Below are 15727 nucleotides of genomic sequence, written 5' to 3'. Positions count from 1 at the left end.
CAATCGATTGCAGAGGGTTCCTTATGCAAATGCTCCCCTTACAAGCCGCCGTGGCCGCTGCGCTGTTGAGCGTTGCGATCGGCGTTTCAGCCAAACCCCTGGTGGTTTGCACCGAAGCCAGCCCGGAGGGTTTCGACCCGGTCCTGCACACCACCGCCGTTACCGCTGACGCCGCCGCTGAAACCATGTTCAACCGCCTGGTGGACTTCAAGCCTGGTACCACCGAAATCCAGCCGGCACTCGCCAAGTCCTGGGACATCAGTGAGGACGGCCTGACCTACACCGTCCACCTGCGTGATGACATCAGGTTCCACACCACCGATTACTTCAAACCCACGCGCAACCTGAATGCCGACGACGTGCTTTGGAGCTTCCAGCGCCAGCTGGAGCCGAATCACCCTTGGCATAACAAGTCCAACGTGGGCTACCCGTACTTTGAAAGCATGGGTTTCAAGGAACTGCTCAAGAGCGTAGAGAAGACCGACGACCACACCGTGGTCTTCACCCTGACCCGTCCTGAAGCACCGTTCCTGGCCGACCTGGGCATGGCGTTTGCCTCGATCCATTCCGCCGAATACGCCGACCAGTTGCTCAAGTCCGGCCAGACCGATGAGCTAAACAGCAAGCCAATCGGCACCGGGCCGTTCATCTTCACCCGCTACGCCAAGGACGCCCAAGTGCGCTTCAAGGCCAACCCGGAGTATTACCGTGGCAAGCCGCCGGCTGATCCGCTGATCCTGGCGATCACCACCGACAACAACGTGCGCCTGCAAAAGCTCAAGGCCAACGAGTGCCAGATCGCGCTGTATCCGAAACCGGATGACGTGCCGAGCCTGAAGGCCGACCCGAACCTGAAGGTTGCGGAACTGGCGGCGATGATCACCAGCTACACCGCCTTGAACACCACCCACAAGTACATGAGCGACGCGCGGGTGCGTCACGCGATCAACATCGCGTTCGACAAGAAAGGCTACAACGAATCCCTGTACGGCAAAGGCAACGCAGTCGATGCCACCGGCCCGTACCCGCCAACGCTGCTGGGTTTCAGCGACAAACTGAAAAACCCACCGCGTGACCTGGACAAAGCCCGCGCCCTGCTCAAAGAAGCCGGCGTACCGGAAGGCACCGAGCTCACCCTGTTCACCCGTAACGGCGGTGGCCCGACCAACCCTAACCCGATGCTTGGCGCCCAGCGTATGCAAGCGGATTTGGCGCAGATTGGCCTGAAGGTCAACATCAAGGTCATGGAATGGGGCGAGATGCTCAAGCGCGCCAAAGCCGGCGAGCACGACATGGTGTCCGCCGGTTGGGCTGGCGATAACGGCGACCCGGATAACTTCCTCACACCAAACCTAAGTTGCGATGCAGCGAAAAACGGCGAGAACTACGCTCGCTGGTGCAACAAAGCGTTTCAGGACTTGATCGAGAAAGCCCGCGCCGATGCTGAACCGACCCAGCGCGCGGAACTCTATAAACAAGCACTCGACGTTTTCGCCAAGGACCAACCATGGATTGCCATGGCTTACCCGAAAATGTTCACCGCCATGCGCAAAAACGTCGAGGGTTTTACCCAAAGCCCTCTATCTACAAATAACTTCGCCACCACCCAGGTGAAGTAATAAGAGAAGCCCGGCACCGCCCACCAGGGCGGTGCCGAACCTGCCTAACCGGCTGATGAGGTACACCACACGATGTTTAGTTTTATTGCCCGCCGACTGGGGTTATTGATCCCAACATTCTTCGGCATCACCTTGCTGACGTTTGCGTTGATTCGCATGATCCCTGGCGACCCCGTGGAAGTGATGATGGGCGAACGTCGGGTCGACCCCGAAATGCACGCCCAGGCAATGGAACGCCTTGGCCTGAACAAACCGCTGTATGCCCAATACCTGGACTACATCGGCAAGTTGGCCCAGGGCGATCTTGGCGAATCCCTGCGTACCCGTGAAAGCGTCTGGAGCGAGTTCAGCTCTCTATTCCCCGCGACCCTGGAACTGTCCATGGCCGCTCTGTTGTTCGCCGGTATCCTCGGGCTGCTGGCCGGAGTGATCGCCGCACTCAAGCGAGGATCTCTGTTCGACCACGGGGTGATGGGCATCTCCCTGGCGGGGTATTCGATGCCGATCTTCTGGTGGGGCCTGATCCTGATCATGTTCTTCTCGGTGAACCTGGGCTGGACCCCGGTGTCCGGGCGAATCGACCTGCTCTACGACATCGAGCCGCGCACTGGCTTCATGCTGATCGATACCCTGCTGGCCGATGACACCGGGGCCTTCTTCGACGCCCTGCATCACCTGATTCTTCCGGCCATCGTGCTCGGCACCATCCCGCTGGCGGTGATCGCCCGGATGACCCGTTCTTCGATGCTCGAAGTGCTGCGTGAAGACTACATCCGCACCGCCCGGGCCAAGGGTCTGTCGCCGGCGCGCGTGGTGTTCGTCCATGGCCTGCGTAACGCGCTGATTCCGGTACTGACCGTGGTCGGTCTGCAAGTCGGCACCCTGCTGGCCGGTGCGGTGCTGACCGAAACCATCTTCTCCTGGCCCGGCATCGGTAAATGGCTGATCGAAGCCATTGGCGCCCGGGACTACCCAGTGGTGCAAAACGGCATATTGCTAATCGCCTGCCTGGTGATTCTGGTCAATTTTGTAGTGGATATTCTTTATGGCTTCGCAAACCCACGCATCCGTCACCAGCGCTGAGACCCTACGAATGAGTACTCCAACATCCTGCGTAGCAGTCGATCAAAGCCTGCTGTATCCGTCCCCGTACAAAGAGTTCTGGCAAGCCTTCGCCAAGAACAAGGGCGCCGTCGCCGGCCTGCTGTTCATGACCCTGGTGGTTTTCTGCGCGCTGTTCGCCCCGTGGGTCGCGCCACATGACCCGAGCGAGCAATACCGCGATTTCCTGCTGACGCCGCCCGCCTGGCTGGAAGGTGGGCAGCTGCAGTTTCTGCTCGGCACCGACGAACTCGGTCGCGACCTGCTGTCGCGTCTGATCCAGGGTTCTCGTCTGTCGCTGCTGATCGGCCTGTCATCAGTGGTCATGTCGCTGATCCCGGGGATCATGCTGGGTCTGTTCGCCGGGTTCTTCCCGCGCCTGCTTGGCCCGACCATCATGCGTTTGATGGACATCATGCTGGCCCTGCCATCGTTGCTGCTGGCGGTGGCGATTGTCGCCATCCTCGGCCCTGGCCTGATCAATACCGTGATTGCCATCGCGGTGGTGTCCCTCCCGGCCTACGTTCGTCTGACCCGCGCTGCGGTGATGGGCGAACTGAACCGCGACTACGTGACGGCTGCACGCCTGGCCGGTGCCGGCCTGCCACGCCTGATGTTCATCACCGTATTGCCCAACTGCATGGCACCGCTAATCGTTCAGGCGACCTTGAGCTTCTCCGCGGCGATTCTCGATGCTGCGGCACTGGGCTTCCTCGGCCTTGGCGTACAACCGCCAACCCCTGAGTGGGGCACCATGCTGGCTTCGGCTCGCGACTACATCGAACGCGCCTGGTGGGTGGTGAGCCTGCCTGGTTTGACCATTTTGCTCAGCGTGCTGGCAATCAACTTGATGGGCGACGGCCTGCGCGATGCGCTGGACCCGAAACTCAAGAACGCCGCCTGAGGAGATTCAAATGTCACTGTTAGAAATCAAGAATCTCAACGTTCGCTTCGGCGACGCCAATGCCATCCCGGTGGTCGACGGCCTCGACCTGTCCGTGGATAAGGGCGAAGTGCTGGCCATCGTGGGCGAATCGGGTTCCGGCAAGTCCGTGACCATGATGGCGCTGATGGGGCTGATCGAGCACCCCGGCATCGTCACCGCCGCCTCCCTGGTCTTCGACGGCAAAGACATGCTCAAGCTCAGCGCCCGCCAGCGCCGACGCATTGTCGGCAAAGACCTGGCCATGGTGTTCCAGGACCCAATGACCGCGCTGAACCCGAGCTACACCGTGGGTTTTCAGATCGAAGAAGTGCTGCGCCTGCATTTGAAGATGTCCAGCAAGCAAGCCCGCAAGCGCGCCATTGAACTGCTGGAAAAAGTCGAAATCCCCGGCGCCGAAAGCCGTATGAATGCTTACCCGCATCAATTGTCTGGCGGTATGAGCCAGCGCGTGGCGATTGCCATGGCGATTGCCGGCGAGCCGAAACTGCTGATCGCCGACGAACCGACCACCGCCCTGGACGTGACGATTCAGGCGCAGATCATGCAGCTGCTGCTCAACCTGCAACAAGAGCGCGACATGGGCATGGTGCTGATCACCCACGACCTGGCCGTGGTGGCCGAAACCGCCCAGCGCGTCTGCGTGATGTACGCCGGCCAAGCGGTAGAGGTCGGTCAGGTTCCCCAGCTGTTCGACATTCCGGCGCACCCGTACAGCGAAGCACTGCTCAAGGCCATCCCGGAACACAGCCTGGGTTCAGCACGTCTGACGACATTGCCGGGCATAGTTCCCGGTCGCTATGACCGTCCGCAAGGTTGCCTGTTGTCGCCGCGCTGCCCCTATGTGCAAGACAACTGCCGCCAGCAACGTCCGGGGCTCGACCCTAAAGCCAACAGCCTCACCCGCTGCTTCTACCCCTTGAATCAGGAGGTGGCGTAATGAGCGTCGTTCTCACCGCCCGCGACCTTACCCGTCACTACGAAGTCTCCCGTGGCCTGTTCAAAGGCACCGCCCTGGTTCGCGCCCTCAACGGCGTATCGTTCGAACTGGAAGCCGGCAAGACCCTCGCTGTCGTCGGCGAATCCGGCTGCGGCAAATCAACCCTGGCCCGCGCCCTGACATTGATCGAAGAGCCCTCCTCCGGCTCGCTGAAAATCGCCGGACAGGAAGTCAGCGGCGCCAACAAGGCTGAACGCAAGCAACTGCGCAAAGACGTGCAGATGGTGTTCCAAAGCCCCTACGCCTCGCTGAATCCACGGCAGAAGATCGGCGACCAACTCGCTGAACCACTGCTGATCAACACTAAGCTGTCTGCTGCCGAGCGCCGCGAGAAAGTCCAGCTGATGATGCAGCAGGTCGGCCTGCGCCCCGAACATTACCAGCGCTACCCGCACATGTTCTCCGGTGGTCAGCGCCAACGCATCGCCCTGGCACGGGCGATGATGCTGCAACCCAAGGTACTGGTGGCCGATGAACCAACCTCGGCGTTGGATGTGTCGATCCAGGCCCAGGTGCTCAACCTGTTTATGGACCTGCAGGCCGAGTTCAATACCGCCTATGTGTTTATCTCCCACAACCTCGCAGTGGTGCGCCATGTGGCCGATCAGGTGCTGGTGATGTACCTCGGCGAGCCGGTGGAAATGGGCCCGAAAGAGTTGATTTACAGCCGCCCCCTGCACCCCTATACCCAAGCACTGCTGTCGGCCACCCCGAGCATCCACCCAGACCCCAGCAAGCCAAAAATCCAGCTGCACGGCGAGCTCCCCAACCCGCTCCACCCGCCCACCGGCTGCGCCTTTCACCAGCGTTGCCGGCATGCAACGCCGCTCTGCAGTCAGCAAACACCGGTGTTGCGCCTGCTCGAAGCACGGCAAGTAGCCTGCCACCATGCTGAGCAGATTAATGGCTAACCCAGTAGGGTGGGTTAGGCGCGCAGTCCGCGTTAGTTTGGCCATGCTGGAGGGCGGTGCGCGCCGTAACCCACCATAGGTTTCGGCGGCTCAACCGCGAAAAAACCGATAAAAGCAGCGCAACTCCGCCTGGGCATCGCTCAGGCTGATGGCGGTAAAGCCGACTTCATGGTGGGCCGGCACTTGCGCCAAACGGCCGAGATCCAGCGGGTGCAACCAGCCCAGCAGCGGGTAACCACCCATGCTTTGCCGGTCGGCCATCAGAATGATCGGCTGGCCGTCGCCGGGCACTTGAATCGCCCCGCTACTGACCCCTTGCGACCATTGCCGCGCCGGCAGCAATGCCGGTGCAAGCAGCGGCGTCCCGCACAGACGTGCGCCCATGCGGTTGGACTGCGGGCTGAGGCTCCAGTGTTGGGCAAAAAAACTTTGCAGTTGATCCTCGTTAAAGCTCAGGGCATCGCCGCCGGTAATCACCCGCAACAACGCTAACTGTTGATAGTCGGGGATATAGCGCCACGGCACACTGGCCACACAGGCCAACGCCGCACTGGCACAGCGCAGCAGGTCGCCGGTTTGCAACGCCCGACCATCGCCATGCAGGCCGCCAATGCCCTCGCGCTGCTGGGTGGCAACACTGCCCAGTTGCGGCGGCGCAGTAAAACCACCGGCCACCGCCAGATACGCGCGCTGGCCGCTGCGGGCAAACCCCAGGTGCAGTTGCTGGCCGGCATGCAGGGCAAACCGCGACCAGTTCGGGCGCGGCAGGCCATCGACACTGATCGGCAGATCCGCCCCGCACACCGCCACCCAGGTATCCACTTGGCTGCGCAGCGTCAGGCCGCCCAGGGCCACTTCCAGTAACGGGCTGCCCCAGTGGTTGCCGAGCAAGTGATTGGCCCAGGCCGCCGCCGACAGATCCAGTGGCCCGGCCGGCGACACCCCAAGGTGCTGCCAGCCAAAGCGCCCGCCGTCTTGCAGCAGGCTTAAAGGACCGGGTTGGAGCACCTGCAGGCCAGTCACCGGACACCGCCTTCGGCCAGATAGGTGTGCTGATCGACCGGCACAAAACGCACCCGATCCCCCACCGCCAAGCGACACGGCGGGCTGGCCTGCAGTTCAAACAAGCGCCACGGGCAACGCCCCAGCAAGTGCCAGCCACCGGGGGAAGCTTGCGGATAAATCGCCGTTTGCCGCTCAGCAATCGCCAGGCTGCCGGCCGGCACCAGGCTGCGCGGCGTGCTGCGGCGCGGCAAAGCCAGGCGCGCATCCAATTCGCCCAGGTAGGCAAAACCCGGAGCAAAACCTATCACCCCGACGCGGTACTCGGTAGCGCAGTGCAACTCAATCACCCGCGCCTCAGTCAAGCCACAGGCCTGGGCGACGGCGGATAAATCTTCGCCGGCGTACCACAGCGGCAATTCGTGCAAGCGCGCACTGGCCAGCACGGGCGCGGGCTGCTGCAACCAGGCTTCGAGCAAGGGGGTGAGTTGCTCGATCAGCTGTTGATGATTGATCAGCAACAAGTCGTAGTGCAGCAGCAGGCTGGTCCAGCCCGGCACCAGGTCGATCAACTGCACGCCCAAGCGCTGGCGTATTTGCTCGGCCAGCGCGGTGATCCGCAGGGGTAAATTTTCGTCCGGCTGCTCGGCCAACACCAGTAACAAGGACTCGGCGCCGGCTGGTTCGATGCGGATCATAGGCTCTCCAACCCAAGGCGACGCTGCGCCCCGCGCTCGCTGCTAGGCCCCATGACGCGCATCCAGCAAGGCGCGCAAACGCCGCAACAGCGCCAGCGCTTGCGGGTGATCGCCGTGCACACAGAGGCTGTCGGCGCGCAGTTGCAACGGTGTGCCGTCAATGGCAGCAAAGGGCTGCCCTTGGGCGATGGCCAGGGCCTGGGCCAAAATCTGCGCACTGTCGTCATGCACCGCGCCCGCCTGAGTGCGCGGTGCCAAACGGCCATCGGCCAGATAGGCACGATCGGCAAAAGCCTCCAGCAACAGCGGCACGCCGGCCTCGTCGGCCAATTGCCGCTCACGCTGATTGTCGCCACGGGCCAGCAGCATCAGCGGTAAGCCGGGGCGAAAAGCGGCGCAGGCGTGCAACACGGCGCTGAGCAATTCGTCGCTGCTGAGCAGGTCGTTATACAGCGCGCCATGGGGTTTTACGTAGGCCAACTGGGTGCCGGCCACCCGGCAAAAACCATCCAGCGCGCCCAGTTGATAAAGCAGCAGAGCACTGACTTCGGCGGCAGTGCAGGTCATATGCCGGCGGCCAAAACCTTGCAAGTCGGGATAGCTGGGATGGGCGCCAATACTCACCCCATGGCTAACCGCCAGGGTCACGCTGCGCTGGATGGTGAGCGGGTCGCCGGCATGAAAGCCGCAGGCCAAATTGGCCTGATCCACCAGCGGCATGGCATGGGCATCGTCGCCCATTTGCCAGGCACCGAAACTTTCACCCATGTCGCAGTTCAACAAGATTCTATTCATGGTTGCAAGCTTAGAGCGGCTTGGGCGTGGCGCAAAGGGGAGGATGTAAATGGCTGGTCGCCAACGACCTATGACGCCGTTGTAGGGTGGGCTGAAGCCCACCCTACGGTCCTGCCGGCGGCCAGGTCAGCACGACTCAATAAACATCGCGGCGATAACGGCCGCTCTCCTGCAAGGCCTCCACCTGCGCACTGCCGAGCACGTCGCGCAGCACGTTGTCGACCTCGCCGGCCATGCCCTGCAGGCTGCCGCAGACATAGATGGCCGCACCCTGCACGACCCAGCGCTGTAGCTGTTCGGCGGCCATGCGCAGACGGTCTTGCACATACAGCTTGCCGGCCTGCTCGCGCGAGAACGCCAGGTCCAGTCGCGCCAACTCGCCAGAGGCCAACCAGCCCTGCAACTCATCGCGCCAGTAAAAGTCGTGAACGGCATGGCGTTCGCCAAACAGCAACCAGTTGCGCGTCTGCCCCGCCTCGATGCGCTCCTTGAGCAAGCTGCGCAGGCCCGCCAGCCCGGTGCCATTGCCGATCAAAATCAGTGGCCGCGCATCTGCAGGCAGATGAAAACCACTGTTACGCCGCACCCGCGCCGCCAGCGTGGCGCCGACCTGGGCTTGCGCCGTTAACCAGCCAGAACCCAGCCCCAGCGCGCCATCGCTGCCGCGCTGTTGGCGCACCAATAATTCCAGCACGCCATCGCTGGGCAAGGAGGCAATCGAATAGTCGCGCACACCCAGTTGCGGGTTGTTGCCTGGCAGCACCTCCAGCACATCGCCGGCCTGCCAGTCGCTGCCGGCGGGCGGTTGCAGCCGCAGTAAAAAGGTCGGCGCGCCGCTGCTGCCGAGGTTCAAGCAATCACAGGCCAGCAGCTGCCAGGCAGCGAAAGCCTGCACCGGCGCGACTGGCAAGGCCGCGCCGGTCAACTCGCACAGCTGCAACTGCCAGGCCGCGATGGCCGTCGCATCGCCATTATCGACCTGGACGTGGCCAAACAGCGGTTGCGCCCCCTGCTCGCCGAGCCAGTGCTGCACGCGGCTGGCAAAGCCGCAAAACTGCGCGTACTGGCGATCACCCAGGGCCAGCATGGCGTAGCGCAGATGGGCCAAACCCAGGGTTTGCCCCAGCAGCTTGCGCTCGAAACCACGGGCACTGTCCGGCGCCTCGCCATCGCCAAAGGTGCTGACCACCAACAACACCCGCTCGGCCTCGGTCAGCATGGTGGCGCTCAGTCGCGCCAAAGGGCTGACCTGCACGGCAATCCCGGCAGCCTGCAACTGCCCGGCAGTTTGCCAGGCCAGCTGTTCGGCAAAGCCGCTTTGGCTGGCAAAACCGATCAGCCAATTGGTCCCCGCAGCCGGTGCCATCACGGTTTTTTTGGCCGCCAGCAAAGCGCGTTTCTTACGCCGCCGATCCAGGTACAGCAGCCAGCCGGTGATAAAGAACAGCGGCAGGCTGAGGCTGGCCAGAGCCATCAAGATGCGTCCTGGCAGGCCGAAGTATTCGCCCACATGCAGGGCATAGACGCTGGCGAGCAACTGGGCTTTGAAGCTCTTGTCGGCATAGCGCTCATGGCGGCGCACCTGGCCGCTTAGCGGGTCGAGCCGGAGCTGATTTAGCGCGCGCGGATGCTCGGCATCCTTGAGCAGATAGGCCACAGTCGCAGGCGCACCGGCCACCACTGGCAGGCGCAGGTTCCAGGCCACCAGTTGTGGCCCGGCGGCATCTTGCAGGCTGTGCCAGATGGCTTGGTAGTCGACACTCGGCGGTGGCCCGGCGGGCGCGGGTTCACGGCCGCCGCGGCGCTCGCCGGGCTTGCCGGCCGGTGCATCGCTGAGCAACTGGGTCATACCGTCGCGGTACCAGTCGTAGGACCAATACAGCCCGGTCAGGCTGGCGCACAGGTAGAACGCCAGGCACCAGGTGCCGGCCACCGCATGCAGATCCCAATTAAAGGCGCGGCCCTTCTTCGCCCAATCCAAAGTCAGCCAGGCGCGCCAGTTCAAGGCCTGGCGTGGCCAGCGCAGGTACAGTCCAGACAGGCAAAAAAACACCAGCGCCAGGGTGCTGGCGGCGGTGATCTGCTTGCCCGAATCGCCCATAGCCAGAAAACGGTGCAGTTGCAGCATCAGCTCGAAGAAGGCCTTGCCGCTGGGTTCGGCCAGCAGCTCGCCGCTGTAGGGATCGAAGAAGCGCATCGGCCCACGGCGCTCGCCGGCCGGCGGAGTAAAGAACACCCGCGCGGCGCTGTCGGCCTGCGTATCGACCCACAAGCCGGAAACCTTTTTATCCTGCGCGGCCTCGATTTTGCCCACCAGTTCGGCCGGCGGCAGAATGCCTGACTCACGCACCTCGACCCGCAACACCTGGGGATTGAGGGCGCCCATGATCTCGCCCTCGAAAGCATACAGGGCGCCGGTCACGCCCATCAGGGCCAGCACCAGGCCGGCACTGATGCCCAGCAGCCAATGCAGCTGAAACAGCGTTTTCTTTAACACACGAGCTCCTTGCGCCAGTGTTTAAACATCCGCCCAGCGCCGCAGCAGGTTGTGATAAACGCCGGTCAACTGCACGCTGCTGGCATGGCCGGCGCCGAGGTCGCGATTGACCTGCTGGATGCTGCTATCGAGATCAAACAGCAGGCTGCGCTGGCCGTCGTCGCGGACCATGCTCTGCAGCCAAAAGAACGAGCAGACCCGTGCGCCACGGGTAACCGGATTGACCCGGTGCAGGCTGGTGGACGGATAGAGAATCAAATCGCCGGCCGCCAGTTTAACGCTGTGGGCGCCGTAGGTGTCTTCCACCAGCAATTCGCCGCCCTCATACTCATCGGGATCGGTAAAGAACAGCGTGGCCGACAGGTCAGTGCGGATCTTCTCGCCGGTGGCGCGTACTTCACGCACGGCGTTATCCACATGCAAACCAAACGACTGGCCGCCCTGATAGCAGTTGAACAGCGGCGGGAAAACCTTGGCCGGCAAGGCCGCCGAGATAAACAGCGGATTGTGGCTCAGCGCCTGCAAAATCATCGCGCCCATGGCCTGCGCCTGCGGACAGTCTTGCGGCAATTGCAGATTGTCCTTGGTCATGGCCGACTGAAAACCGGCCGTGACCTTGCCATCCACCCACTGCGCCTGCTGCAGTAATTGGCGGCACTCGGCGACCTGTACGGGGCTGAGCACCCCGGGGATACGTAACATCATCGGATCAAACTCCTGATATGCCGAAGCCCCGCCGGGTGGGCGGGGCTTCGGTTAACGCGGGTTGAAGTCTTAAAAGGCGTAGTTAGCGGTCAACACGGCGCTGCGACCATCACCCGGAATCACGCCGCCCGAGGTGGTAGTGGTGCCACTGTTAGTGCGCGCTCGGTCGTAGTACTCCTCGTCGAACAGATTGTTGACGTTCAACTGCAGGTCCAGTTCTTTATTGACGGCGTAGCTGAGCATGCTGCCATGCACCCAATAGCCATCGATTTTGCCGCGACTGGCTTGCGGTACGGTATCGGCGGTGGACACGGCCACGTTGCGCTCATCGACATACTGCGCGCCGTAACCGATCTCGACATCCGCCGGCAGCTGGTAGGTGGTCCACAGGCTAAAGCTGCGCGGCGGAGTATTGGCCAGCGCCTGCCCCACCTGCACCTCGGTTTTGCCCGGTGCGGCCTTGAGCACTTCGCTACGCAGCTGGGTGTAGGAGGCAAACGCTTGCCACTTGTCGGTGATCTTGCCCGAAGCGCCCAGCTCGAAACCCTCTACCCGTTGCTCGCCCTGCAGCTCGTAGGTGCCGTCTTCCAGCTTCTCGCGCGCATTGGTTTTATCGATCCGGAACAGTGCGGCATTGACCGCCAGGCGCTGATCCAGCAACTCCCACTTGGTGCCCAGCTCCCAGCTGTCGTTCTCTTCCGGGTCCAGCGCTTCGGTGCCCTTGGTCAGGCCGCCGGAGGTGGCCAAGTTTTGCGCCGAAGGGTTGAAGGAGTTGCCCCAGGCCACATACACAGTGCCATTTTCGACCGGCTTGTAGGCCAGGCCGACACGCCCACTGAGCACCTCATCGGTGGACTCAAGCTCGGTGCGGGTCTTCTTCACATAGTCCGAACTATCGTTGCGGCCCTGGTAGTGCTCATAGCGCAGGCCCAGGCTCAGATCCCACTGCTCGCTCAACGACAAGGTGTCGAAGGCGTACAGCGCACGGTCGGTCAGCTCGGTGTCCAGCGCCGAAATATCGCTCTTGTAGTGCGTCCCAGCGTAATAGCCCGGCGGATTGGCCAGATCGTAGACCTTGCTGCCGTCGAGATTGTTGCTGAAGCCAGTGCGCTCGAGGGTTTCCCGCGAGACCTCGATGCCGGTCACCAGCGCATGCTGGATAAAGCCGCTACTGAAGTTCCAAAGCAAGTTGGTCTGATTGATCGCCAGCTTGGTGGTGGTGTCGCGGCCGTTGCCAGTATTACTGCGGAACTTGAACTGACCGGGGCCGATACCGGCACCCTTGGTTTGCACATAACTGCTGCTGGTGACGCTGCGGTTATCCGTCTCGCTGTAGCGGCTGAGGCTGCTAAGGCTGAGCAGCTCATTGAAATCGTGCTCGTACTTGAGGGTAAAGGCATCGACATCGACCTCTTCGGTGTCGAGGTTCTTCAAGCCAAAATAAGCCTCGTGGTCGACCCCATTTAACACCTTGCCATTGATGGCCGGCAAGCCGTAATCCGGCAGGTTTTGGTCGGACTGATGCAGGTAGCTGAGGGTCAGGCGCTGCGCCGTGCCCAGGCCAAAGCTAACGGACGGCGCGATACCCCAACGCTCGTAGTCGATCTGCTCGCGGCCGGCCACATCGTTCTGATGGGCCATCAGATTGAGACGAAAGGCACCGCCCTCGATGCCGTCCAGCTCATGATTGATATCCGCCGCCAGACGCTGGTAGCCGTCGGTGCCGATCCCCGCCTGCAGATGATTGAACTCGCGCAGACTCGGCGCCTTGCTGACCATATTGATCGAGCCACCGGTGGCACCGGCACCGGCATAAACCGAGCTAGGGCCCTTGACCACCTCGACCTGCTCCAGATTAAACATGTCCGAACGAGTCACGTTGGCGCTGTCGCGCAGACCATCGAGCATGATGCTGTTGGTGGCGCTGAAACCGCGAATGTTGATGCTGTCGCCATAGGCGCCACCTTCACCAGCCCCGAAGGTAATACCCGACACGTTGCCCAACACCTGACGCAGGCTCAGGGCATTTTGCTCCTTGATCACCGCTTCAGGGATCACGGTAATGGTCTGCGGGGTGTCCAGCAGCGTGGCGGTGTACTTGGTCGATGACGCCTGTTCGACTTTATAGCTTTTTCCTTTATCTGCTTTACCTTCCACGGTCAGGCTGTCGAGTTGCAGCGCGGTTTTCGACTCGGCCGCCATGGCAAAATTACCGACGGAGGCGATGGCTAAGCCGATGGCGGTGGCCAGCAAACGACGCTGCGGCAGACTGGAAGAGAAGGCTTTAGGGAACATAGGAATTAATCTCAATTAAGAATGCGGCGCGATTCTATTTGAGAATTAATGCTATGTGTGAACTATTTACGAAATATTGCAAAATAATTTCTTGCTTAGGGGAACTTTTTGCAACCCCACTATTAAGACCGCAGCACGGCAGCTCGGCTCGGCAACAGCGCCAGCAATTCTCCGTGCGTACAACGCAAAAACCCCAGCAAGCTGGGGTTTTATTACGCAGAGTTAGCGCTTACAAGAAGAACGACTTCAGCGGCGGGAAGCCGTTGAATTCCACCGCGCTGTAGCTGGTGGTATAGGCGCCGGTCGACAACCAGTACATGCGGTCACCGATGGCCAGGTTCAGTGGTAGGCCGTATTTGTAGTTCTCGTACATGATGTCGGCGCTGTCGCAGGTTGGCCCGGCGATCACCACTTCTTCCATCTCGCCTTTTTTCTCGGTCCAGATCGGGAACTTGATCGACTCGTCCATGGTTTCGATCAGACCGCTGAACTTGCCCACATCGACATACACCCAACGCTCGACGGCGGTGCGCGATTTACGCGCCACCAACACCACTTCACTGACCAAAATGCCGGCGTTGGCGATCAGCGAGCGGCCCGGTTCGAGGATGATTTCCGGCAGGTCGTCGCCGAAGTCTTCTTTAAGGAAGCGGATGATTTCCTCGGCGTAGGTTTCCAGGCTGTTGGTGCGGGTGATGTAGTTGGCCGGGAAGCCACCACCCATATTGATCAGCTTGAGGACGATGCCATCTTCTTCTTTCAAACGCTCGAAGATCACCTTGACCTTGGCAATCGCCGCGTCCCACACGCTGATGTCGCGCTGCTGCGAGCCAACGTGGAAAGACAGGCCGTAAGGCACCAGGCCCAGGTCACGGGCCAGAATCAGCAGATCCATGGCCATGTCGGTCTGGCAGCCGAATTTGCGCGACAGCGGCCAGTCGGCGGTGGTCGAGCCTTCGGTGAGGATGCGCACATAAACTTTGGCACCCGGCGCGGCCTTGGCGATATTGCGCAGGTCGGCTTCCGAGTCGGTGGCGAACATGCGTACGCCCTTGTCGAAGAAGTAGCGAATATCGCGGGCTTTCTTGATGGTGTTGCCGTAGCTGATGCGATCCGGGCTAACGCCGCGATCCATGACCTTGTCCAACTCGTAGATAGAGGCAATGTCGAAGCTCGAGCCTTTGTCCTTGAGCAGGTCAATGATCTCGACGGCCGGATTGGCTTTAACTGCGTAGTAGACCTTGGCGAACTCGAAACCGGCGCGCAGGTCGTCATAGGCCTGGCTGATGATGGCGGTATCGATGACCACGAACGGGGTTTCGTGCTTATCGGCAAAGGCCTTCATTTTGTTGAAGGTTGCGAGCGGGTAGTAGTCTTCGATCTTGATCGACATGCTGGGCACTCCAAATGGGCAAAACACACGGCTAACCGTGCTCGAAAGGGGTGACTTCAGTTAAGAAGCCGCGAACGCCTGTATCTGTATCCCCACTTTGGTTCGCCTACTTCCCAAGGCATGTCGCCGAGAATCAATGGCCAGACCAAGTGAAAACTACTGCGCTCGATCATGCTGCGTTAAGCCCCGGCTCGAAATGCTCATTTACAGAAGTAAACTCCGCTTTCTCGCCGGGACTTGCCTTGCCTGATCTTCGCTCGCTACGTTTTCACTCGGCCTGGTGGCCAGAGACCTCTCGTCGTCAGTACTTGAGCCGCATGGATCGTTTCCAGCATGAGCGTTCGGGCGCGAACTTTAGGCACATGAGCCCTCTAGATCAATCAAAAACTGCCACTCCAAGGTCAATTAGTCGATTTAGCACTTGACTGTTTTAGATATAAAACATAGCGCTATAAAATGCTGCACATTCCAGCGTTATTGGCCTGCTCACCGGCCGCCGCTTGGCTAGGGTCTGTTCCCGTTTCATTCACGGCCGCGCCGGAGCCTGTTTTTGCGCGAGGCAAGGGCAGCGCCCGCTCCCGGCGGGCTTGCTGCATTTCCCACATCCATGTGGGTCACACGGGAGCGTGGTTTGGTTGTTCCAAATGAGCGACGAGAAACGCCGCCTCGCGCAAAAACAGGCCCGGCCCTTCGGGTTGCGCGAGAAATGGCCCCCGCTGTTGTTGCAGGACTTGGCAAGGGAATAACCATTACCTGCGTCCTGCGCCT

At 61.2% G+C, this 15727-nt stretch carries 12 protein-coding genes; 5 read left to right on the top strand and 7 right to left on the bottom strand.

What is annotated here, in order from left to right; all coding sequences use genetic code 11:
• Positions 1-23 precede the first annotated feature (23 nt).
• The 5 genes from Q8R10_RS07890 (at position 24) to Q8R10_RS07870 (ending at position 5574) form a co-directional block, all read left to right on the top strand.
• The gene (locus Q8R10_RS07890) at positions 24-1619 is read left to right on the top strand and encodes an ABC transporter substrate-binding protein (protein ID WP_305652637.1); all 1596 of its coding nucleotides are present in this window, start codon (positions 24-26) and stop codon (positions 1617-1619) included.
• Positions 1620-1691: 72 nt separating this feature from the next.
• Positions 1692-2702, top strand: a complete 1011-nt coding sequence (locus Q8R10_RS07885; protein ID WP_305652636.1) for an ABC transporter permease subunit — start codon at positions 1692-1694, stop codon at positions 2700-2702.
• Positions 2703-2712: 10 nt separating this feature from the next.
• Entirely contained in the window at positions 2713-3624 is a 912-nt protein-coding gene (locus tag Q8R10_RS07880) for an ABC transporter permease subunit (protein ID WP_305652634.1), read from the top strand.
• Between the two features lie 10 nt (positions 3625-3634).
• On the top strand, positions 3635-4603 hold the full coding sequence (locus Q8R10_RS07875) for an ABC transporter ATP-binding protein (RefSeq protein WP_305652632.1): 969 nt from the start codon (positions 3635-3637) through the stop codon (positions 4601-4603).
• Positions 4603-5574, top strand: a complete 972-nt coding sequence (locus Q8R10_RS07870) for a peptide ABC transporter ATP-binding protein (RefSeq protein WP_305652631.1) — start codon at positions 4603-4605, stop codon at positions 5572-5574. The genes Q8R10_RS07875 and Q8R10_RS07870 overlap by 1 nt, the downstream gene beginning before the upstream one ends.
• A gap of 90 nt (positions 5575-5664) precedes the next feature.
• Here Q8R10_RS07870 and Q8R10_RS07865 read toward each other — a convergent pair whose 3' ends face one another.
• From Q8R10_RS07865 to Q8R10_RS07835, 7 genes are all read right to left on the bottom strand, one after another.
• Entirely contained in the window at positions 5665-6597 is a 933-nt protein-coding gene (locus Q8R10_RS07865; RefSeq protein WP_305652630.1) for a biotin-dependent carboxyltransferase family protein, read from the bottom strand.
• Entirely contained in the window at positions 6594-7274 is a 681-nt protein-coding gene (gene pxpB / locus Q8R10_RS07860) for a 5-oxoprolinase subunit PxpB (protein ID WP_305652628.1), read from the bottom strand. Before pxpB ends, Q8R10_RS07865 begins: the two co-directional genes overlap by 4 nt.
• 42 nt (positions 7275-7316) lie before the next feature.
• On the bottom strand, positions 7317-8069 hold the full coding sequence (locus Q8R10_RS07855; RefSeq protein ID WP_305652626.1) for a 5-oxoprolinase subunit PxpA: 753 nt from the start codon (positions 8067-8069) through the stop codon (positions 7317-7319).
• A 136-nt stretch (positions 8070-8205) separates the two neighbouring features.
• Positions 8206-10566, bottom strand: coding sequence for a sulfite reductase flavoprotein subunit alpha (locus Q8R10_RS07850; RefSeq protein WP_305652624.1), 2361 nt, complete (start codon positions 10564-10566; stop codon positions 8206-8208).
• Positions 10567-10587: 21 nt separating this feature from the next.
• A complete protein-coding gene (locus tag Q8R10_RS07845) occupies positions 10588-11271 on the bottom strand; it encodes a Fe2+-dependent dioxygenase (RefSeq protein ID WP_305652622.1) in 684 nt (227 codons plus the stop codon).
• 69 nt (positions 11272-11340) lie between these two features.
• Positions 11341-13566, bottom strand: a complete 2226-nt coding sequence (locus Q8R10_RS07840) for a TonB-dependent siderophore receptor (protein WP_305652620.1) — start codon at positions 13564-13566, stop codon at positions 11341-11343.
• A 229-nt stretch (positions 13567-13795) separates the two neighbouring features.
• The gene (locus Q8R10_RS07835) at positions 13796-14959 is read right to left on the bottom strand and encodes a type III PLP-dependent enzyme (protein ID WP_305652618.1); all 1164 of its coding nucleotides are present in this window, start codon (positions 14957-14959) and stop codon (positions 13796-13798) included.
• Between the last annotated feature and the right edge of the window lie 768 nt (positions 14960-15727).

Source organism: Pseudomonas sp., assembly GCF_030698175.1.
Classification (GTDB): Bacteria; Pseudomonadota; Gammaproteobacteria; order Pseudomonadales; family Pseudomonadaceae; genus Aquipseudomonas.
This window is presented reverse-complemented; position numbering and strand designations above follow the sequence as displayed.

Excerpts from the sequence above, each read along its gene's own strand:
- Q8R10_RS07890 (WP_305652637.1), top strand. The coding sequence starts at position 24 with ATGCAAATGCTCCCCTTACAAGCCGCCGTGGCCGCTGCGCTGTTGAGC.
- Q8R10_RS07885 (WP_305652636.1), top strand. The coding sequence starts at position 1,692 with ATGTTTAGTTTTATTGCCCGCCGACTGGGGTTATTGATCCCAACATTC.
- Q8R10_RS07880 (WP_305652634.1), top strand. The coding sequence starts at position 2,713 with ATGAGTACTCCAACATCCTGCGTAGCAGTCGATCAAAGCCTGCTGTAT.
- Q8R10_RS07875 (WP_305652632.1), top strand. The coding sequence starts at position 3,635 with ATGTCACTGTTAGAAATCAAGAATCTCAACGTTCGCTTCGGCGACGCC.
- Q8R10_RS07870 (WP_305652631.1), top strand. The coding sequence starts at position 4,603 with ATGAGCGTCGTTCTCACCGCCCGCGACCTTACCCGTCACTACGAAGTC.
- pxpB (WP_305652628.1), bottom strand. The coding sequence starts at position 7,274 with ATGATCCGCATCGAACCAGCCGGCGCCGAGTCCTTGTTACTGGTGTTG.
- Q8R10_RS07855 (WP_305652626.1), bottom strand. The coding sequence starts at position 8,069 with ATGAATAGAATCTTGTTGAACTGCGACATGGGTGAAAGTTTCGGTGCC.
- Q8R10_RS07845 (WP_305652622.1), bottom strand. The coding sequence starts at position 11,271 with ATGATGTTACGTATCCCCGGGGTGCTCAGCCCCGTACAGGTCGCCGAG.
- Q8R10_RS07840 (WP_305652620.1), bottom strand. The coding sequence starts at position 13,566 with ATGTTCCCTAAAGCCTTCTCTTCCAGTCTGCCGCAGCGTCGTTTGCTG.
- Q8R10_RS07835 (WP_305652618.1), bottom strand. The coding sequence starts at position 14,959 with ATGTCGATCAAGATCGAAGACTACTACCCGCTCGCAACCTTCAACAAA.